17 protein-coding genes are annotated in these 19,349 nt (G+C 55.9%); 10 read left to right on the forward strand and 7 right to left on the reverse strand.

Going from position 1 to position 19,349, the window contains the following annotated elements; translation table 11 throughout:
- The first annotated feature begins 318 nt into the window (after positions 1 to 318).
- Positions 319 to 1,197 (forward strand): hypothetical protein, encoded by an 879-nt coding sequence (locus CWM54_RS18075; RefSeq protein WP_100698031.1) that lies wholly within the window; start codon positions 319 to 321, stop codon positions 1,195 to 1,197.
- A 9-nt stretch (positions 1,198 to 1,206) separates the two neighbouring features.
- Here the strand turns inward: CWM54_RS18075 and cynR are convergent, their stop codons facing one another.
- Positions 1,207 to 2,115: a transcriptional regulator CynR gene (gene cynR / locus CWM54_RS18080; protein WP_100698033.1), complete on the reverse strand. Its 909-nt coding sequence runs from the start codon at positions 2,113 to 2,115 to the stop codon at positions 1,207 to 1,209.
- 132 nt (positions 2,116 to 2,247) lie between these two features.
- Here cynR and CWM54_RS18085 point away from each other — a divergent pair, with 132 nt between their 5' ends.
- The 3 genes from CWM54_RS18085 to ypdK all read left to right on the forward strand — a co-directional run bounded on the left by CWM54_RS18085 (position 2,248) and on the right by ypdK (position 4,309).
- Positions 2,248 to 2,706, forward strand: a complete 459-nt coding sequence (locus CWM54_RS18085) for a nucleoside deaminase (protein WP_100698035.1) — start codon at positions 2,248 to 2,250, stop codon at positions 2,704 to 2,706.
- Positions 2,703 to 3,899, forward strand: a complete 1,197-nt coding sequence (locus tag CWM54_RS18090) for a cyanate transporter (RefSeq protein WP_100698037.1) — start codon at positions 2,703 to 2,705, stop codon at positions 3,897 to 3,899. The genes CWM54_RS18085 and CWM54_RS18090 overlap by 4 nt, the downstream gene beginning before the upstream one ends.
- 338 nt (positions 3,900 to 4,237) lie before the next feature.
- A complete protein-coding gene (gene ypdK / locus CWM54_RS18095; protein ID WP_099119320.1) occupies positions 4,238 to 4,309 on the forward strand; it encodes a membrane protein YpdK in 72 nt (23 codons plus the stop codon).
- Between the two features lie 70 nt (positions 4,310 to 4,379).
- On the opposite strand, the gene alaC is transcribed toward ypdK, so the two are convergent.
- Together alaC and CWM54_RS28735 are read right to left on the reverse strand one after the other, a co-directional pair.
- On the reverse strand, positions 4,380 to 5,594 hold the full coding sequence (gene alaC / locus CWM54_RS18100; RefSeq protein WP_008803894.1) for an alanine transaminase: 1,215 nt from the start codon (positions 5,592 to 5,594) through the stop codon (positions 4,380 to 4,382).
- 267 nt (positions 5,595 to 5,861) lie between these two features.
- Positions 5,862 to 5,978 carry a hypothetical protein gene (locus CWM54_RS28735; RefSeq protein ID WP_162677109.1) on the reverse strand — a complete coding sequence of 39 codons (117 nt, stop codon included), beginning with the start codon at positions 5,976 to 5,978 and terminating at the stop codon, positions 5,862 to 5,864.
- On the opposite strand from CWM54_RS28735, the gene CWM54_RS18110 reads away from it, so the two are divergent.
- Positions 5,977 to 7,674, forward strand: a complete 1,698-nt coding sequence (locus CWM54_RS18110) for a sensor histidine kinase (protein WP_061153743.1) — start codon at positions 5,977 to 5,979, stop codon at positions 7,672 to 7,674. The two genes, CWM54_RS28735 and CWM54_RS18110, sit on opposite strands and share 2 nt — an antisense overlap.
- 11 nt (positions 7,675 to 7,685) lie before the next feature.
- The gene (locus CWM54_RS18115; RefSeq protein ID WP_012967486.1) at positions 7,686 to 8,423 is read left to right on the forward strand and encodes a LytR/AlgR family response regulator transcription factor; all 738 of its coding nucleotides are present in this window, start codon (positions 7,686 to 7,688) and stop codon (positions 8,421 to 8,423) included.
- Between the two features lie 52 nt (positions 8,424 to 8,475).
- Here the strand turns inward: CWM54_RS18115 and glk are convergent, their stop codons facing one another.
- Complete coding sequence (glk, locus tag CWM54_RS18120) at positions 8,476 to 9,441, reverse strand: glucokinase (protein WP_012540954.1); 966 nt, start codon at positions 9,439 to 9,441, stop codon at positions 8,476 to 8,478.
- A 263-nt stretch (positions 9,442 to 9,704) separates the two neighbouring features.
- On the opposite strand from glk, the gene CWM54_RS18125 reads away from it, so the two are divergent.
- Positions 9,705 to 10,940, forward strand: a complete 1,236-nt coding sequence (locus CWM54_RS18125; protein ID WP_100681125.1) for an ion channel protein — start codon at positions 9,705 to 9,707, stop codon at positions 10,938 to 10,940.
- Here the strand turns inward: CWM54_RS18125 and CWM54_RS18130 are convergent.
- Complete coding sequence (locus CWM54_RS18130) at positions 10,937 to 12,598, reverse strand: alpha-keto acid decarboxylase family protein (protein WP_100681070.1); 1,662 nt, start codon at positions 12,596 to 12,598, stop codon at positions 10,937 to 10,939. The genes CWM54_RS18125 and CWM54_RS18130 overlap by 4 nt on opposite strands.
- 180 nt (positions 12,599 to 12,778) lie before the next feature.
- Between CWM54_RS18130 and mgrA the strand changes: the two genes are divergently transcribed.
- Complete coding sequence (gene mgrA / locus CWM54_RS18135) at positions 12,779 to 13,771, forward strand: L-glyceraldehyde 3-phosphate reductase (RefSeq protein ID WP_100698039.1); 993 nt, start codon at positions 12,779 to 12,781, stop codon at positions 13,769 to 13,771.
- Positions 13,772 to 13,901: 130 nt separating this feature from the next.
- Positions 13,902 to 14,261 carry a DUF2502 domain-containing protein gene (locus CWM54_RS18140; RefSeq protein WP_061153739.1) on the forward strand — a complete coding sequence of 120 codons (360 nt, stop codon included), beginning with the start codon at positions 13,902 to 13,904 and terminating at the stop codon, positions 14,259 to 14,261.
- A 57-nt stretch (positions 14,262 to 14,318) separates the two neighbouring features.
- On the opposite strand, the gene CWM54_RS18145 is transcribed toward CWM54_RS18140, so the two are convergent.
- Positions 14,319 to 15,560, reverse strand: coding sequence for an Nramp family divalent metal transporter (locus CWM54_RS18145; RefSeq protein ID WP_061153738.1), 1,242 nt, complete (start codon positions 15,558 to 15,560; stop codon positions 14,319 to 14,321).
- A 346-nt stretch (positions 15,561 to 15,906) separates the two neighbouring features.
- Here CWM54_RS18145 and nupC point away from each other — a divergent pair, with 346 nt between their 5' ends.
- A complete protein-coding gene (nupC, locus tag CWM54_RS18150; RefSeq protein ID WP_012540950.1) occupies positions 15,907 to 17,109 on the forward strand; it encodes a nucleoside permease NupC in 1,203 nt (400 codons plus the stop codon).
- 48 nt (positions 17,110 to 17,157) lie between these two features.
- On the opposite strand, the gene CWM54_RS18155 is transcribed toward nupC, so the two are convergent.
- Complete coding sequence (locus CWM54_RS18155) at positions 17,158 to 19,329, reverse strand: EAL domain-containing protein (RefSeq protein WP_100681073.1); 2,172 nt, start codon at positions 19,327 to 19,329, stop codon at positions 17,158 to 17,160.
- Positions 19,330 to 19,349: the final 20 nt, after the last annotated feature.

Below are 19,349 nucleotides of genomic sequence, written 5' to 3' on the forward strand. Positions count from 1 at the left end.
ATCCGGCCATAAAGTTTGTCGAATTGACCGCGACTTTCTTCACACTTCGCGCATACTCACCTTCCGCATTCCTGCTAAAAAGAGAGAAATGGTTATAGTCAGTAAACTATTTTTCTCTACGAATAAGAGATGATAAGATAACGGGATAAAGTAAATACCTGGCAGAACAATAACAGTAGTCAATTTATCGATATATTATTCTCAATGTGAATGGATTTTATTAATCAGCTAAAGGACGTCAGCGGAAAGAATAAATCATTGTAATCGGCTCACTGTTGCTGACCATGACAATTTATTTTTCATCGACATACAATTTTTATGAATATAACAGAACGGAACATCTGGAAGCTAAATAATTTACCGCCAATGGAGTATTGTTCTCTTGCCCGGGCGCAAAAATTATTAAACTGCGAACTTGAAGACATTCTTCACTGGCATGATATTGGCGCGATCAATCTCTGTCTGAAACTCAACCCGACGCGGGGAACCTTAAAAATAGCCGTCCTTTCTCACCAGGAAAAAGACGTGACCGCCGCGCTGAATCCGCTTGCCGCCGAGGCTGTGGAGACTTTCTGGTCACCCCACTCCCATATCCGCAGCATTCTGCGGCTTGATGGCGATATTCCGATGATGGAAACATTACGCGGAAATACGGTGACGCAGTTTAACGTAAAAGTGTCCGCCTCCGGACTTTGGCACCCACATTGTCGGAATTTAATGGCGCTACTGGAGGCGCCTGATGATATTCTTTACGAAAACAGACTCAGCATGATGCTGCCCGACAAACCGTTTGTCTATTGTCATTTCATTCCGGATGAAGACGAATACACTGCTATATCATTGAACCGCATCTATATCACCAGCCAGGTCATTGAGAAAATATACGCTCACAGTATTAGCGCCCGGCCTATGGACGTGACAAAAAATTCGCTGCTGGAACAAACCAGTTACATCCATCAGGAATTAACCGTCCTGCCGCAAAATGAGGTATTGCTGGAATTTATCCATTATCTTATTCAGTCTCATACCGTATTTAATGAGAAGTTGCAGAATATGGCCGAGCCAGATAAGACCCAGCTCTTTCATCACGTACTGGAAAGGCTCAAAGAAGAGGGCATGCTCCGGGAGAATACCCTGCCCAATGAGGCCGATATCCTCAGCGAAGCCGATCGTTACTCCAGGCTCGCCGGCAAGTGACGCAGGTCCTCATACAGGGGCCTGGCGGTTTTCCAGCTCAAGCGTTACCGCGATCTCCCGCGCCAGCGCGATGAATTCACGCGCCGCAGCGCTCTGCCACGCCCCCTGGCGCTGGAGCAAACAGGCCGTTCGCTGCAGCAGCGCGGGTTTAAGCTCAATAGCCACGAGGTCATCATACTGTCCGGCGATCGCCGCCGGCAGTAGCGTCGCGAGCGGCGTGCCGCGAATAACCGTTAGCACGGCGCCGATCGAATTCGCCTCCATCCGCACGTCAGGTTCGAGCCGATGACGGCGACAATAGCGGTCGATTTGTTCCCGGGTGGCAAACTCGCTGCTCAGTAAAATCAGCGGCTGTGCGTCAAGAGCCTGTAGCTGCAGGTGGCTCTCCTGAGCCAGCGGATGTGCGCGGCTCACCACCAGCGCGAGGGTTTCCGTCAGCAGCGGCTGAACCACAATATCCCGCGAGAGGCTCTCGTCAAAGGCAATTCCCACATCCAGTTCATCCTCCAGGAGCATCGTTTCCATCCGCTCCTGGTTCATCTCCTGGATAAGCAATTTCACTCCAGGGTAGCGTCGATAGTACGCCTCCACCAGCGGCCCCAGCATGTAAGTGGTAAAGGTCGGCGTCATGGCGATGCGGAGTTTACCACGCTGCAGATCTTCTGCGTCGTGCAGGGCGCGCCGCCCCTCCTCAAGATCGCGTAACGCGCGGCGGGCATACTCCAGCCAGATCTCTCCGGCATCGGTCAGGCGGGTATAACGACCAGAGCGGTCGAAGAGCTGAACCTCCAGCATCGCTTCCAGCTGGCGGATCTGCTGTGACAGCGCAGGCTGGGAGACATGGAGCGCCGCGGCGGCGCGGGTAAATCCACGATGTTCTGCCACGGCGATAAAGTAGGAAAGATGGCGCAAGAGCATCTGCTTACCTATAAGTAATTCAAATAGGGTTAATCATAAATAAGTCTTTTAACTTATGAAATAAGATACGTACCCTCTGGTTACCATCCTCTGCGTTTTTCACCATCAACATCATCTTGTGCAGGAGTGACTATGTCGGCTCACGATCGCTATCTCCAGCGCGCATTAGCGCTGGCAAACCAAAACATTGCTGACGGTGGCCGCCCCTTCGGCGCCGTGCTGGTGCGGCATGATGAGATTGTCGCCGAAGGCGTCAATACTTTTCATCTGAACGGTGACCCAACGGCGCATGCCGAACTGAACGCCGTTCGCGATCTTGCCGCCAGACTGGGAAGCGAGGTGCTGCGCGAATGCGTTATCTATGCCAGCGGGCAACCTTGTCCTATGTGCCTGAGTGCACTCTATTTAACCGGCGTGCGGGAAGTATTTTTCGCCAACAGTAATCAGGATGGCGAACCCTTTCAGCTCTCAACCACCGCGATTTATCAGCAACTGCAGCAGCCGCTGTCCCGGCAGACGCTGCCAATCCACCACTGCCCGCAGCCGGAGGGGCCGGCACTTTATCAGCGCTGGGCGGAACAGCAACCATGACGCCCATGCTGCGACAGAATCTGACGCTGTGTGTCCTGGTACTCATTGGGATAAACATGCGTCCGCTGCTCACCTCGATAGGTCCCTTGCTGCCGGATATCCGCGCCGCCAGCGGGATGAGCTATACCCTGGTCGCGCTCCTCACCGCCCTGCCGGTCATCGCGATGGGCGTGCTGGCGCTGGCCGCTGGCTGGGTCGATCGCACTGTCGGTCAAAACCGCAGCATTGCATTGAGCCTGCTGATTATCGCGGCGGGCGCCCTGCTGCGTGAAATCGCCCCACATAGCGGCTTGCTGCTCAGCAGCGCCCTTGCGGGGGGAATTGGCATCGGCATTATCCAGGCCGCCATCCCGGCGGTGATTAAGCGCCTGTACGCCCGGCGTACGCCGCTGGTAATGGGACTATGGTCGGCGGCGCTGATGGGCGGCGGCGGGTTAGGCGCCGCGTTCACCCCATGGCTGGCGTCGCACAGTGCGGCCTGGCACCAGGCACTGGCCTGGTGGGCGCTCCCTGCCCTGCTGGCCCTGCTCGGCTGGCTGGCGATTTGCCGGCAATTGCCCCGCGCACCGCATCAGACCAGCGCTTCCCCCCGGGTCGCGATTATTGGCCAGCGCCGCGCCTGGACGCTGGGACTCTATTTCGGACTGATTAATGCCGGCTACGCCAGTCTGATCGCCTGGCTGCCGCCCTACTATATCCAGCTTGGCGACAGCGCCCAGTACAGCGGCTCGCTGCTGGCGCTGCTGACCGTTGGGCAAACCGCGGGGGCGCTACTGCTGCCAGCACTGGCTCGTCAGGATGATCGACGCCAGCTTCTGCTGTTCGCTCTGGCGCTACAGCTCATTGGCTTCTGCGGCTTCATCTGGCTGCCGCAGCAGGTCCCAGCGCTGTGGGCCATCGCCTGTGGAGTGGGTCTGGGTGGCGCCTTTCCCCTGTGCCTGGTGCTGGCGCTGGATCACGCCGGACAACCGGCGGTAGCCGGCCGGCTGGTGGCGTTTATGCAGGGTATCGGATTTATCATCGCAGGCCTCTCCCCCTGGCTTTCCGGCCTGTTGCGTAGCCTGAGCGGGAACTACACGCTTGACTGGACCTGGCATGCGCTCTGCGTCCTGCTACTCATGGCGCTCACACTGCGCTTTATCCCGGCTCACTACCCGGCCGAGTGGCGGCTGCGCGCCTCTGACCAGCAGTAAATCGGCGGCGGCGCGTGGCAAAGAATTTGCGCGCGCCCTCGCTGGCCATCCTCCATTTTGCCCATCGCCAAAATCCGTTTTGACAGCGTCGCTGGCGTGAAATTTATTACCGAGTGAAATTAATGTGTCGCCGAATCACGACACTCGTAAGTAACTAAAAATTAATAAAAAAATGCCCCTTGTTTCCCTCATTTTTTAGGCGTACATTAGCGCCATCTGGAGCACAAAGCGCACAGAATTGCGAGCTGCCGCAGCGTGATTTTTCACCCGCGACAGCCCAGGAAAAACAGAACAATTAATTCATTTGAACGTCGCATAAGCGCGTGGAGTGATGAATCGTGAAATACTTCTTTATGGGCCTCTCTTTTATGGTCATCGTTTGGGCCGGTACTTTTGCCCTGATGATCTAGACTGCAGCGGTGTCAAAAAAAACGGGAGCCCACTGGCTCCCGTTTTTGTTATGGCGTATTCGCCGAAGTGCTAGCTCGCGGCGGGCAGCAAACCATCTGCGCGGAACATCGCTTTGATGCCGCGGATTGCCTGGCGCGTACGGTCCCGGTTTTCAATCAGCGCGAAGCGGACGTGAGTATCGCCATAGTCGCCAAAGCCTATCCCCGGCGAGACGCAGACCTTCGCTTCATTAAGCAACTTTTTCGCAAACTCCAGCGAGCCCATGGCGGCGTAAGGTTCCGGTATTTTCGCCCAGACGTACATGGACGCTTTCGGACACTCCACCATCCAGCCAGCTTCGTGGAGCCCTTTCACCAGCACATCGCGACGGCGCTTATATTGTTCGGCGATTTCACGCACGCACTGCTGATCGCCCTCAAGGGCAGCGATCGCCGCCACCTGCAGCGGCGTGAACGTGCCATAGTCGTGATAGCTTTTGATGCGAGCGAGGGCATTCACCAGGGTCTTATTGCCGACCATAAAGCCAATGCGCCAGCCGGCCATGTTATAGCTTTTCGACAGGGTAAAGAACTCGACGGCGACATCACGCGCGCCGGGCACCTGCATGATGGAGGGCGCTTTCCAGCCGTCATACACGATATCGGCATAGGCCAGATCGTGGACGACCAGGATGTCATACTGCTTCGCCAGGGCGACGACCTTTTCAAAGAAGTCCAGCTCGACGCACTGCGCGGTCGGATTCGAGGGAAAGCCAAGGATCATCATCTTCGGCTTCGGATAGCTCTCGCGGATGGCACGTTCCAGCTCGTTAAAGAAATCCACCCCTTCCACCAGCGGCACCGAGCGCACCTGCGCCCCGGCAATCACCGCGCCATAGATGTGAATCGGATAGCTGGGGTTTGGCACCAGCACCGTGTCGCCATGATCCAGAGTCGCCAGCATCAGGTGCGCCAGCCCCTCTTTCGAACCAATGGTGACGATCGCTTCCGATTCCGGATCGATGTCAACGTTATAGCGTTCTTCATACCAGCGTGAAATGGCGCGACGCAGGCGCGGGATCCCCCGCGAGGTAGAGTAACCATGGGTGTCAGGCCGTTGAGCAACGGTGCAAAGTTTTTCCACGATATGCGGCGGCGTCGCGCCATCGGGATTGCCCATGCTGAAATCAATAATATCTTCGCCGCGCCGGCGCGCAGCCATTTTCAGTTCAGCAGTAATATTAAAAACGTACGGAGGGAGACGATCGATACGCGTAAAACGGCGTTCAGGACTGGATTCAGCCATAGGTTCCTCTAAGTAACGTTAGCGCCCGGACCGTCCGAGCGACGCTGCCGCTGTTGCGGCTCGTTTAGAAAATAACCTGAAAAAAATCATGTTGTCGAGAGGCATGATGAAAAATATTCTCTGGCGAAAAAAACGGGTATCGACCGCAGTAAATGCGGCTGTGCGTCGCCGGAATAATTCAGAGTTGCATAAGTGTGATAACACATTGATATCTTTCTTATCACAGATATTTTTCGTTAAAAGGCAAGACTGCGGCTATCGCGGTGCTCACCCATTAATCCCCTTTAAAAAGCATGCCTTTTCCTCATTATATTTCTGCGGCTGGTCTTCTGCCGTCAGGTTTTTTATCATGTTCTTTTCTGGCCACTGACGCGGCGCACCCATGCACGAAATTTTTACGATGATGCTGGCGGTCTATGATCGTGCGGCCCTGATGCTTATTTGCCTGTTTTTCCTCATTCGCCTGCGCCTGTTCCGCGAACTGTTGCATAAGTCGGCCCATACGCCGAAAGAGCTGCTGGCCGTAACCGCCATTTTCTCGCTGTTCGCCCTGTTCAGCACCTGGTCCGGCGTCCCGGTGGAAGGTTCGCTGGTGAATGTGCGCATTATCGCCGTCATGTCTGGCGGGATCCTGTTTGGTCCGTGGGTAGGGGCAATTGTCGGGGTAATTGCCGGCGTACACCGCTACCTGATTGATATCGATGGCGTCACCGCCGTGCCCTGCTTTATCACCAGCATTGTCGCAGGCCTGCTGTCAGGATTGATTAACCGTAAAGTGGCCCGCGATCAACGGTGGAAAATCGGTATTCTGGCCGGCATGGTGTGCGAGACCCTGACCATGATCCTGGTGGTGGTCTGGGCACCTTCCCTAAACCTCGGCCTGGATATCGTCTCTAAAATTGGTATCCCGATGATCCTCGGCAGCGTCTGCATCGGTTTTATCGTGCTGCTGGTACAGAGCGTGGAAGGGGAAAAGGAGGCCAGTGCGGCGCGGCAGGCAAAACTGGCGCTCGATATCGCCAACAAAACCCTGCCGCTGTTTCGTCATGTTAACAGCGATTCTTTGCGCCAGGTATGCGAGATTATCCGCCGCGACATTACCGCCGACGCGGTGGCGATCACTAATACCGAACACGTACTGGCCTACGTGGGCGTGGGGGAAGCCAACTATCAACACCACGACGATGTCATCAGCCCTACCACCCGGCAAGCGATTCGTTATGGGAAAATCATTATAAAAAACAATGACGAAGCCCACCGCACGCCGGAGATCCACTCCTTGATGGTCATTCCGCTGTGGGAAAAAGGGGTGGTGACCGGCACGCTAAAAATTTATTACTGCCACGCCCATCGCATCACCTCAACACTGCAGGAGATGGCGATTGGCCTGTCGCAAATTATCTCCACCCAGCTGGAGGTCTCCCGCGCCGAACAGCTGCGGGAGATGGCCAATAAAGCGGAGCTGCGCGCCCTGCAAAGCAAGATTAACCCGCATTTTTTATTTAATGCGCTGAACGCGATCTCCTCCTCGATTCGCCTTAATCCGGACACCGCGCGCCAGCTCATTTTTAATCTGTCGCGCTACCTGCGCTATAACATCGAATTAAAAGACGATGAGCAGATTGATATCAAACGAGAGCTGTATCAGATCAAAGATTATATCGCCATTGAACAGGCACGATTCGGCGACAAGCTGACGGTCATCTATGATATTGACGACGACGTCAGCTGCGTGATCCCGAGCCTGCTTATCCAGCCGCTGGTGGAGAATGCCATCGTTCATGGTATCCAGCCCTGTAAAGGCAAGGGGGTGGTGACGATCGGCATTAACGAGTGCGGAAATCGGGTACGCATCAGCGTTCGCGACACCGGCAACGGCATCGATCCCGCCGTGGTCGCTCGCGTGGAAGCCGACGAAATGCCGGGAAATAAAATCGGCCTGCTTAACGTTCATCACCGGGTGAAGCTCCTCTACGGCGAGGGGTTGCATATCCGCACCCTGACGCCAGGAACAGAAATCGCCTTTTATGTCCCCAATCACCACACGCCGCAGGCGCTGACGGAGTCTCTGTTGTCATGAGCGGAGAAAAGATGAAAGTTATTATTGTGGAAGATGAGTTTCTGGCTCAGCAGGAACTCTCCTGGCTTATCAACACCCACAGCCAGATGGAGATCGTCGGCAGCTTTGACGACGGGCTGGACGTGCTGAAATTTCTCCAGCACAACAAGGTCGATGCCATTTTTCTCGATATCAATATTCCGTCGCTGGACGGGGTTTTGCTGGCGCAAAACATCAGCCAGTTTGCCCATAAGCCTTTTATCGTCTTTATCACTGCGTGGAAAGAGCACGCCGTGGAAGCCTTTGAGCTGGAGGCGTTTGACTACATCCTGAAGCCCTATCAGGAGTCACGCATCATCAATATGCTACAAAAGCTAACCGCCGCCTGGCAGCAGCAAAATAACGTCGCTGCGGGAGCGACCAGCGCGGCGCCACGAGAAAACGACACCATCAATCTGATAAAAGATGAACGAATAATCGTCACCAGCATTCATGATATTTATTATGCCGAGGCGCATGAAAAGATGACGTTCGTCTATACCCGCCGGGAGTCATTCGTCATGCCGATGAACATCACCGAATTCTGCAGCAAACTACCCACCGCACATTTCTTTCGCTGCCACCGCTCGTACTGCGTGAATCTCAGCAAGATCCGCGAAATTGAGCCGTGGTTTAACAATACCTATGTGCTGCGCCTGCGCGATCTTGAATTTCAGGTGCCGGTGAGCCGCAGTAAAGTGAAAGAGTTTCGCCAGCTGATGAATCTGTAGAGGCGGGAAGTCCCGCCATCCGGGCTACGACGGTAGCCCGGGAGGGATGCGCTTATAACACCTGGCCCAGCGTCTGACGCAGATGCGCGCCGGAGCCCAGCAGGCCCGGGTTTTCATGCACGATCAGGTAAACCGGAATATCCTGAACATAAGCTTTGAAACGGCCTTTGTCTTCAAAACCACCGCGGAAGCCGGAGGCTTTAAAGAACTCCAGGAAGCGCGGCACGATGCCCCCGGCGATATACACGCCGCCAAAGGTCCCGAGAGTCAGCGCCAGGTTTCCGCCGAAGCGGCCCATAATGACGCAGAACAGCGATAGCGCCCGGCGACAGTCGGTACAACTGTCCGCCAGCGCTCGCTCGGTGACCTCGCGCGGCTGCAGGTTTTCCGGCAGGCGGCCATCAGATTTCACAATCGCGCGGTACAAATTGACCAGTCCGGGACCCGAGAGCACGCGTTCTGCGGAAACATGCCCCAGCTCGGCGCGCAGCTCCTCCAGAATAATCCCCTCTTCTTCGCTGTTCGGCGCAAAATCGACATGACCGCCTTCGCCCGGCAGGCTGACCCAGCGCTTGTCAACGTGCACCAGATGCGCCACGCCAAGCCCGGTTCCGGCGCCATAAACGGCGATCGGTTTGCCCGCTACCGGAGCGCTGCCGCCAAACTGAATGAGGTGCTCGGCTTTCAGCATCGGAATGGCCATGGAAACGGCGGTAAAATCGTTAATTATCTCCAGATGGGCAAAGCCAAGGTTGCGCTTCATTTCAGCGATGGAGAAGGCCCAGGTATGGTTGGTCATCGCTACCCAGTCGCCGGTGATCGGGCAGGCAATGGCGATACAGCCTTCGTTGACGGTCACCTGGTGCTCCTCCAGATAGACGCGCACCACCGCCTCCAGACTGGGATAATCGAGCCCGGAATAGGTCTTAGCACGAGAGATCTCTCCGCTCGCCAGGTCACATAGCGCCAGGCGGGCGTTGGTCCCCCCGACATCTCCTACTAAAGCAAATTTTGTCATTCCGTTACGGCTCCGCTAAAGTCAAAATAATTCTTTTGGCACACTGTAAATTCATGGCGGCTTAACAACAACGTCCAACGCGCAGACGCCCCTTGTTTAGCGACACAGGTCACATTTAGTTTGTAATCTATGCAAGGTAGTCTGTAAACGATGCCTCGGATATCAGACGCCGCCTTAACTTTATCGTTTCAGCACCATTTGCATCGACGGCCCCTACCGACGAAGGCAAAGTAGTGCTTCAGAACTTTGACAAGGACATTTTCATGCTCCATCCTCGCGCCAGAACAATGCTGATCCTGTCGGTGCCGGCCATCCTGATAGGTATCGCCTGCAGTCTGATCCTGATCGGCGCGATGAAGGTTGCCGCGCTGCTACAGCGCGTGCTGTGGAGCAATCTGCCCACCCAGTTGGGGATGAGCGCTGACAGCCAGCTATGGATTATCGCCATGCTCACGGCGACAGGGATCGCCGTGGGCCTGGTCGTCCGCTACAGCCCGGGACACGCCGGGCCGGATCCGGCCACCGAATCGCTCATTGGCGCCCCCATTGCCACCGGCGCGCTGCCCGGGCTGCTGGCCGCGCTGATCCTCGGCCTTGCCGGCGGCGTCAGTCTCGGCCCGGAGCATCCGATTATGGTGGTGAATATTGCGCTGGCCGTCGCCGTCGGTTCACGGCTGTTTCCGCGCGTCAGCTCGCTGGACTGGACCATCCTAGCGGCCTCAGGCACTATTGGCGCCCTCTTCGGCACCCCGGTGGCCGCCGCGCTGATTTTTTCGCAAACCCTCAACAGCAGCAACGAGTCGCCGCTGTGGGATCGCCTTTTTGCGCCGCTGCTTGCCGCCGCCGCGGGCGCGCTGACGACCGGGCTGTTTTTCCACCCGCATTTCACGCTGCCGATCCCCCATTATGGCCAGATGCACTTCGTCGATATCATCAGCGGCATGATCGTCGCTCTGATTGCTATCGCCGTCGGCATGGTGGCCGTCTGGTGTCTGCCGCGCCTGCACGCCCTGATGCATCGCCTGAAAAATCCCATCCTGACGCTGGGCATCGGCGGGCTGCTGCTGGGGATCCTGGGGACTATTGGCGGGCCCTTAACGCTGTTTAAGGGGCTGGATGAGATGCAGCAGCTGGCTTTCAGCCAGACGCTAACCGCCGCGGATTTTCTGCTCATCGCGCTGGTCAAACTGGCTGCCCTGGTGCTCGCCTCCGCCAGCGGTTTCCGTGGTGGGCGGATTTTCCCGGCGGTCTTCGTCGGGGTGGCGCTGGGGCTGATGCTGCATGCCCACGTGGACGCTGTACCAGCGGCGATCACCGTCTCCTGCGCGATCCTCGGCATGGTGCTGGTCGTCACCCGCGACGGCTGGCTTAGCCTGTTTATGGCCGCCGTGGTGGTCCCGGATACGACGCTGCTACCGCTGCTGTGCATTGTGATGCTCCCGGCCTGGCTGCTGCTGGCCGGGAGGCCGTTGATGATTGCCAAACGCCATACCGACTAAACGCGGCTGTTTCGTTCCTCCAGCGCCTGCGTCACCGCACGCAGGAAATCGGGGATATCCATTTTCGGTAGCATCACTTCGACCAGGGTAAGGGTATCGGAGGTGATGCTTTCCGCCATCGCTTCCCGTAGCTCAGCCGTGTGCGTGACCCGCCAGCAGCGAGAAACAACGTCCGGGGCGAAGGCTTCCGGCAGTCGCTGCCAGTCCCACAGGGCGATGTCATTGTAGCGCTGCTCAGGGCCATGAATCGCCCGCTCCACGGTATACCCTTCGTTATTCAGCAACAGAATAAGCGGTTTTTGCTTATCGCGAAGCATAGAGCCCATCTCCTGAATCGTGAGTTGGGCGGCGCCATCGCCGACGATCAGCACCACCCGCCGCTCTGCCGCCGCGGTTTGCGCGCCATAGGCGGCCGGGAGGGTAAAACCAATCGACCCCCACAGCGGCTGAACGATCAGCGATGCCTCAGAGGGAAGCTTCAGCGCCGCGATGCCAAACGCCGCCGTCCCCTGATCGGCGAGGATAATATCGCCGGGGCGCAGCGCATCCTGCACCGTCGACCAGAAATTCTTCTGGGTTAACTCACCTTCGGCCTCCTCTTCCACTTCCGGCGCCACGACCTGAGGCGCCGCCCACTCCGCCGCCAGCGGGGCGGAAAGCGTCATTAATGCAGCCAGAGCTTGATCCATCGGCACGCCGCTGAACCAGTGGTCGCCCACCCTGACGGCGAAGGGCTGGATCTCTATGGTCTTCTCCCGCGCCAGATGCTGGGTGAATCCCGCGGTGATAGTGTCGGTGAAGCGCGTGCCAATGCAGATGATGGTGTCGGCGTTTTCAATCGCCTCCCGGGTCTGTGGGGCGCTGGCGATCCCGCTGTAGGTCCCGACAAACCCGCGCTGCTGCTCATCAAACAGCCCCTTTCCCATTAGCATGGTGGCATGGGAGATGGGGGTTTTCGCCACCCACTCCCGGAGCGTGTTCTGCAGGCCATAGCGTTGCGCCAGGAAATCAGCCAGCAGAGAAATGCGTCGGCTGCCCCGCAGCAGGCGGCTGGCATGATCGCGGAACCCCGCGAGCTGGTTTTCATCCGCCGTAGCGGCCTCCACCAGCAAGCGCTGGGCTGGGGCAATCGCTGCCGCTCTGGCGACATCGGCCGGCAGCATCAGATAGCCCGGCCGATGATGCGTCAGCATGTCGCGCAGGACACGGTCGATTTCATGGCAGGCATTGCCGGCGGTCAGCAGCGCCTGGCTGCAGGTGATCTGCTCGCTCATGCGGGCGAAATGGCGAAAATCCCCATCGCCGAGGGTATGGTGCAACAGTTCGCCGCGCTGCTGGGCGCCGGTAGAGGGCGCGCCGACGATATGCAATACCGGAATATGTTCCGCATAGCTACCCGCAATGCCGTTTAGCGCGCTCAGTTCGCCGACGCCGTAGGTGGTCAGCAGCGCACCGGCCCCTTTGATGCGCGCATATCCGTCAGCGGCATAGGCCGCATTCAGCTCGTTGGCGCAGCCGACCCAGCCTAATGCGCTGTGCGCGATGACGCGATCGAGAAACTGTAAGTTGTAATCTCCCGGCACGCCGAACAAGCGGTCAATACCGCAGTCGACGAGGCGATCCAGCAGATAATCCCCAATAGTGTAGGTCGGTTGCATGTCCATTATCCTCATTTTGGTGCAGGTGTAATTTGAGTATTGAATAAGCGATCCGCCTGTCCAGAAGGGGGACGATAAAGCCGGTGTAAAGCAATAGTTACGCCCAAAAAGCAGTGTACTCCATGCAGAACATTGATTAGTGTAAACGTATACACACCCTGTTTTATCTGCGGAGGAAGAATGGTTTACCAGGCAAGCACCACGCGATATCAAACGATGGAATATCGTCGCTGCGGTCGCAGCGGCCTTCAGCTCCCGGCGATTTCTCTCGGCCTGTGGCACAACTTTGGCGACGAAACGCGGGTGGAGACCAGCCGGCAGATGCTCCTGCACGCGTTTGACCTTGGCATCACTCATTTCGACCTGGCCAACAACTATGGGCCGCCGCCGGGTTCAGCAGAGAGCAATTTTGGCCGCATTCTGAAAGAGGCGTTCCTGCCCTATCGCGATGAGTTGATTATCTCCACCAAAGCGGGCTACACCATGTGGGACGGCCCTTACGGCGATTGGGGTTCACGTAAATATCTGGTGGCCAGTCTTAACCAGAGCCTGCAACGCATGGGGCTGGAGTATGTCGATATTTTTTATCATCACCGTCCGGACCCACAGACCCCCCTGACGGAAACGATGCGTGCGCTCGATCACCTTGTACGCCAGGGGAAAGCGCTTTACGTCGGGATCTCCAACTATCCGCTGGCCCAGGCGCAGGAAGCGGTGAAGATCCTTAACGACCTCGGTACGCCCTGCATCATTCACCAGCCCCGTTACTCGATGTTCGAACGCAGTGCGGAAGAGGGGTTGCTGGATTTTCTGCAGACGGAAGGGGTGGGAAGTATAGCGTTTTCACCGCTGGCCGGCGGACAGCTTACCGATCGCTATCTGAACGGTATCCCGGCCGACTCTCGCGCCGCCAGCAGCAGTCGTTTTCTGCAGCCGGAGCAACTGACCGCCGCCCGATTAGAAAAAATTCGTCAGCTAAATACGATGGCGGAAGAGCGCGGGCAGAAGCTGTCGCAGATGGCGCTGGCCTGGGTACTGCGCAAGGAGAAAGTGACCTCCGTGCTGATCGGCGCCAGCAAAACCACGCAGCTGGATGATGCTGTCGGGATGCTGCAGAATCGTCACTTCAGTGCCGAGGAATGCGCGGCCATCGATGCCATCCTTGCGCTGTAAAGCAAATGTTACTTTAGCAAAAAGTGCTCTTTTCGGCGCTTTCGGAGTTCGTCCGATGCGGCGGGTCTTTACCGGCCCGTAATATCAGGTTAACAGGCCGCTTACGGCCCCGATCGTGAAGGAGAAGAGTATGTTCAGGTCACTGATTCTGGCAGCAGTACTGCTGGCCGCAGCGCCACTAGTTGCTAACGCTGGTGAAATCACCCTGCTGCCATCGATAAAATTACAAATTGGCGATCGTGACAATTACGGTAACTACTGGGACGGTGGCGGCTGGCGCGACCGTGATTACTGGCGTCGTCACTATGAATGGCGTGATAACCGTTGGCATCGTCATGACAACGGCTGGCACCGCGGCTGGGACAAGGGCAAAGATAAAGCCTGGGAGCGCGGCTATCGTGCTGGCTGGAGCGACCGCGACGACCGCCGTGGCGGCTGGGGACGAGGCCCGGGCGGACGTGGGCATGGACATGGACATGGCCATCACTAGCAGACTTAAAGGGGAGCCCATTGGCTCCCCTTAATGTTATCCAGCACGGGTAATGAACTACGCCACGCCGAGCAACGATCCCACGATTAACCAGCCGTTCAGGCTCACGACAATAGCGACAATTGCCCAGCCAGTGCCTCTCACCCAGCGAGTGTTCACCAAATCCCCCATGAGTTTCGCATCGTTGGTGAATATCAGCAGCGGCACCAGGGCAAGCGCAATACCAAAACTCAGCAGCACCTGACTCATCACCAGGATACGCGTAGGATCCAGCCCCAGCAGGATCACCACAAACGACGGCAGCATGGTGACCGCCCGACGAAACCACAGCGGGATATGAAAGCGGATAAACCCCTGCATGACGACCTGCCCTGCCAGGGTACCCACTACCGTCGACGACAAACCGGCTGCGACCAGGCTGAGACCAAAGATGGTCGCCGCCGCGTGACTCAACAGTGGCTCCAGCGTTCTGTATGCCTGATCGAGATCGGCGACGCCGGTATGGCCGTTGAAATGGAATGCCGCCGCGGCGGTCGCCATCATCGCCAGATTGACAAACCCGGCAATGGTCATGGCAATCGCCACATCCCAGCGGGTCGCGTTATAACGTTCTTTCCGCGTACCGCCGTGCAGATGCTGGGTAAGCGAGGAATGTAAGTAGATCACGTGCGGCATAATGGTCGCCCCCAGCACCCCGGCGGCTAAGAATACCGCCTCGCCGTTGGGCAGCGTAGGGATCACCAGCCCTTTTGTCAGGGGGGCCAGCGCGGGCTGAGAAAAGATCAACTCCACGACATAGGCCACGGCGACAAACAGCAGCAGCCCGCCAATCACCTTCTCCAGCGGTTTTTGCCCGCGCCGCTGCAGCATCAGGATCAGGAAGGTCGCCACCCCGGTCAGCACCGCCCCCTGCAGAAGCGACACGCCCAGTACCAGCTTAAAGCCAATCGCGGCGCCGATAAATTCAGCCAGGTCGGTGGCCATCGCAATGATTTCCGCTTGCACCCAATAGAACCACACCACCGGGCGCGGGTAATGGTCACGGATCTGCTCGGCCAGATTTTTGCCGGTGGCAATGCCCAGTTTGGCAGAGAGCACCTGGATCAGCATCGCCATCAGGTTGGCCCATACCACGACCCACAGCAGCTGATAGCCAAAGCTGGCGCCAGCCTGAATATTAGTGGCGAAATTACCGGGATCGATATAGCCAATGGCAGCGACGAAAGCGGGCCCCATGAGGGCGAGCTTCACCTTGCGCGCGGCGCGACTACTGCTATTCTCAACGCGACTGCTAGTCATCTTCTGCCTCTGGAAATATAGCCTTTGCTATGTTTCATGCTATCAAAATGCGAATGATTATCAAGTTCATTTAAAATGGAGATAATGATTGCTGTGATAGGCGGGAACAATAGCTGGCCGGAAATGAAAAACGGGCGTTAGAACACGCGAGCGTGCCCAGTACTAAGAGTAGTACAAGAATGCAACTTTTAAAACCTTTACGTAACATAACAAAAGTGGATGTTTGATCACTATTTTTGCCATTGGTCACAGTTCCTTGCAATAGTGTGCAATTGATCTCGTTTTCTTTAAAGCCGTTGCATAGAATGTGCACGGAAATTTAACCTGCCTCATATTTGGAGCAACTATGGACCGCGTCTTGCATTTTGTCCTCGCGATCGTTGTGGTGGCTATACTGGCCCTGTTGGTCAGTCACGACCGTAAAAAGATCCGTATTCGTTATGTTGTTCAACTGCTTGTCATCGAAGTCCTGCTGGCCTGGTTCTTCCTGAACTCCGATATTGGTCTGGGTTTTGTGAAAGGCTTTTCTGAGATGTTTGAAAAACTTCTCGGATTTGCCAACGAAGGGACAAACTTCGTGTTCGGCAGCATGAACGATAAAGGTCTGGCCTTCTTCTTCCTTAAGGTTCTGTGCCCTATCGTCTTCATTTCCGCGTTGATCGGTATTTTGCAGCATATTCGTATCCTGCCGATTGTCATCCGCGCCATCGGTACCGTCCTGTCGAAAATCAACGGTATGGGCAAGCTGGAGTCCTTCAACGCCGTGAGCTCGCTGATCCTCGGTCAGTCGGAAAACTTCATCGCCTATAAAGATATTCTCGGCAAAATGTCGCGCAACCGCATGTACACCATGGCGGCGACGGCGATGTCCACCGTGTCGATGTCCATCGTAGGCGCGTACATGACCATGCTGCAGCCGAAGTATGTCGTCGCGGCGCTGGTGCTCAACATGTTCAGCACCTTTATCGTTCTGTCATTGATTAACCCGTACCGTGTGGAAGAGAGCGAAGAAAATCTGCAGATGTCGAATCTGCACGAAGGTCAGAGCTTCTTCGAAATGCTGGGCGAATACATTCTGGCGGGCTTTAAAGTCGCGATTATTGTGGCGGCGATGCTGATCGGCTTCATCGCGCTGATCTCGGCGCTGAATGCCCTGTTCGCCACCGTGACCGGCTGGTTCGGCTACAGCATCTCCTTCCAGGGGATCCTCGGCTATATCTTCTACCCGGTTGCCTGGGTGATGGGTGTGCCGGCAAGCGAAGCGCTGCAAGTGGGCAGTATTATGGCCACCAAACTGGTCTCCAACGAATTCGTCGCCATGATGGATCTGCAGAAAATCGCCTCGACGCTCTCTCCGCGCGCGGAAGGCATTATCTCTATCTTCCTGGTCTCCTTCGCCAACTTCTCGTCTATCGGCATCATCGCCGGGGCGATCAAAGGTTTGAACGAAGAACAGGGCAACGTGGTTTCTCGCTTCGGTCTGAAGCTGGTCTACGGCTCCACGCTGGTTAGCGTGCTGTCCGCCTCGATTGCGGCACTGGTTCTGTAACAGGCGCCAGTCATCTGAGCCGGGCAATGCCCGGCTTTTTTTTACCCGTCATTCGCCCAACGGCTGAGGCTTACCAACCAGGTAACCCTGCAGATAATTCACGCCCAGTTCCAGCAAGCGCGCTTTTTGCGGTTCGCTTTCGACGTATTCCGCCACCACGCTCATCTGTTTCGCCCGCGCCATCTCGACAATTGATTTCACCATGATAGCATCCAGCGGGTCCGTCAGAATGTCGCGGACGAAGCAGCCGTCAATCTTAATGATATCGGCCTGCAGATGCTTCAGTCGTTCATAGTTCGCATAACCGGTGCCAAAGTCATCAATGGCGATAGCGCAGCCAAACGCGCGCAGCGCTTCGAGATTTTGCTGGCTGGTGTCGGCATTGGAGAAGGCCTGCTCTTCGGTCACCTCAATGGTGATAAGATCTGGCGAAATGCGATAGCGTTGAAACAGCGCGATAATCTGCGCTGCGCTGTCCTTTTGCATCAGGGTTGAAGGCAGCAGGTTAACCGAGAATCGCTGGCCAGGATGCAGATGGAGCGCACTGAACAGGGTCTCCAGCACCAGCATGTCAAAACGCTGGCTGAGGTTAAACTGCACAATCAGCGGGATAAACTGATCCGGCATAATGACGCTATCGCCACAGCGCATGCGCGTGAGGATTTCATGATAGCCCTCCCCCTCCGCATTTTGAATCGGTTGCGCATAGAGCACCAGCGCCCGCTCTTTGAGAACCTGCTTGACGCGCATCAGGAGGCGTACCTGCTCGGTGGTTTGATCCACCACCAGTTCCTGCTCCTCATCCAGCGCCAGCACCCGACGTTCACTGCCCGCCTGTTCGGAAAGCCAGCTGAGCTGACCCAGCATCTGGTGCAACGTCTCACCCTGGCCGTCGTCACGGCTCCATGCCGCGCCAAACTCCAGATCCAGCGGCTGATTATGCCAGCTGAACTTTTTATGGTTGAGGATCGCGACCATATGGTTCAGCCGCGCAGCAGGGTCCGGTCCGTCGAGTACGAGGATCAATTCGCTGCCGGGCACCTGGAAGACTTTATCCGTTGCCCCCAACAGCGGCTGCAGCGCCCGGATGATTTGCCGTTTACAGTCCACACCCATCATCAGACCATAATGCCGGCTAAGAAAATCGAGATTATCGATACGCAAGCTGCAGATAGCCTGCAGAGGACCGCTCTGCAAATGACTCACCAGTGCACGAAGGTTAGGTAAACCCGTCAGCGGATCCTCCTCTGCCTGGCTACGCCAGCGGCGTTTATTACGGTCGCTGCGCGCATAGATGTCGGCCATATAAAACAAACAGATAGTGAAGGAGATCAGGACCGACAGCACAAAGGATAATGAATACTCGCTCTGGACACCCTGGAGAAAGTTTTTATTATATACCACCAGCAAAAAGGCCGAGACAGACCATGAAATACGCAGCAATGCATGACCAATCCGGCTAATCCCGATGAAATAGACAATAAAAATGACCGGAACTAAATAACCGGCAATAAATTCAGACTGATACGGCGCGCACAGTAACGTTAATAACACTGCCAGCGAGATAAACCAATATAGGGTAAAGGAACGATGTTTGGGTGCCAGCCACGGTAAACATTCCTGTCGCCAAAAGCGGCGAGCATAGCGCGGATTGATAACCATCCGCATTGGATAATAAAGAAACGTCGTAAAAATTAATGCCGCGCTGATTAAACTTTGGATATCTATTACGGTATAAATCAACGGCATACTACCAAAGTAACTGGTAATAGATAATGGAAACGCAAAATATTGCCCGGCGAGGTACATGGTGATTTTCAGCAGCACCGGCGCGAAGAAGCCGCCCCAGAAGATCCGTGCCCCCATATGTTTCGCCGTGGGACCACAGCGCCAGCGCTTGCCCACCATCAGGCGTAAAACAGCGCAGGAGACAAACACAGCAAACAGCTGACAAAAGAGCAGAATAAGCGCCTGCGGTAGCGTTAATTCAATGAGAAAGCTATTGGTGATAGCAAATGCGAGAATTAATGGTGCAATCGCATAGCGGCCAAAAATAAAAATAACGGAAAACATCACACTGATTGGCAGCCAGGCAATATAAATAGAATTGCCCTCAATAACCGTTTGCGGTGAAATAAAACGGGCCAGTGGAATGGCAGCTAAACAGATGATAAAGGCCAGCAGAGTTTTTTTGATATTAATGTTAATTTTATCAAGCATTATTGTTAATTAAAACTCCG

It is taken from the genome of Klebsiella sp. D-Nf1, assembly GCF_002810515.1.
Classification (GTDB): Bacteria; Pseudomonadota; Gammaproteobacteria; order Enterobacterales; family Enterobacteriaceae; genus Klebsiella; species Klebsiella variicola.

Coding starts and splice junctions, on each gene's coding strand:
- CWM54_RS18075 (WP_100698031.1), top strand. CDS start 319: ATGAATATAACAGAACGGAACATCTGGAAGCTAAATAATTTACCGCCA.
- cynR (WP_100698033.1), bottom strand. CDS start 2,115: ATGCTCTTGCGCCATCTTTCCTACTTTATCGCCGTGGCAGAACATCGT.
- CWM54_RS18085 (WP_100698035.1), top strand. CDS start 2,248: ATGTCGGCTCACGATCGCTATCTCCAGCGCGCATTAGCGCTGGCAAAC.
- CWM54_RS18090 (WP_100698037.1), top strand. CDS start 2,703: ATGACGCCCATGCTGCGACAGAATCTGACGCTGTGTGTCCTGGTACTC.
- alaC (WP_008803894.1), bottom strand. CDS start 5,594: ATGGCTGAATCCAGTCCTGAACGCCGTTTTACGCGTATCGATCGTCTC.
- CWM54_RS18110 (WP_061153743.1), top strand. CDS start 5,977: ATGCACGAAATTTTTACGATGATGCTGGCGGTCTATGATCGTGCGGCC.
- CWM54_RS28735 (WP_162677109.1), bottom strand. CDS start 5,978: ATGGGTGCGCCGCGTCAGTGGCCAGAAAAGAACATGATAAAAAACCTG.
- CWM54_RS18115 (WP_012967486.1), top strand. CDS start 7,686: ATGAAAGTTATTATTGTGGAAGATGAGTTTCTGGCTCAGCAGGAACTC.
- glk (WP_012540954.1), bottom strand. CDS start 9,441: ATGACAAAATTTGCTTTAGTAGGAGATGTCGGGGGGACCAACGCCCGC.
- CWM54_RS18125 (WP_100681125.1), top strand. CDS start 9,705: ATGCTCCATCCTCGCGCCAGAACAATGCTGATCCTGTCGGTGCCGGCC.
- CWM54_RS18130 (WP_100681070.1), bottom strand. CDS start 12,598: ATGCAACCGACCTACACTATTGGGGATTATCTGCTGGATCGCCTCGTC.
- mgrA (WP_100698039.1), top strand. CDS start 12,779: ATGGTTTACCAGGCAAGCACCACGCGATATCAAACGATGGAATATCGT.
- CWM54_RS18140 (WP_061153739.1), top strand. CDS start 13,902: ATGTTCAGGTCACTGATTCTGGCAGCAGTACTGCTGGCCGCAGCGCCA.
- CWM54_RS18145 (WP_061153738.1), bottom strand. CDS start 15,560: ATGACTAGCAGTCGCGTTGAGAATAGCAGTAGTCGCGCCGCGCGCAAG.
- nupC (WP_012540950.1), top strand. CDS start 15,907: ATGGACCGCGTCTTGCATTTTGTCCTCGCGATCGTTGTGGTGGCTATA.
- CWM54_RS18155 (WP_100681073.1), bottom strand. CDS start 19,329: ATGCTTGATAAAATTAACATTAATATCAAAAAAACTCTGCTGGCCTTT.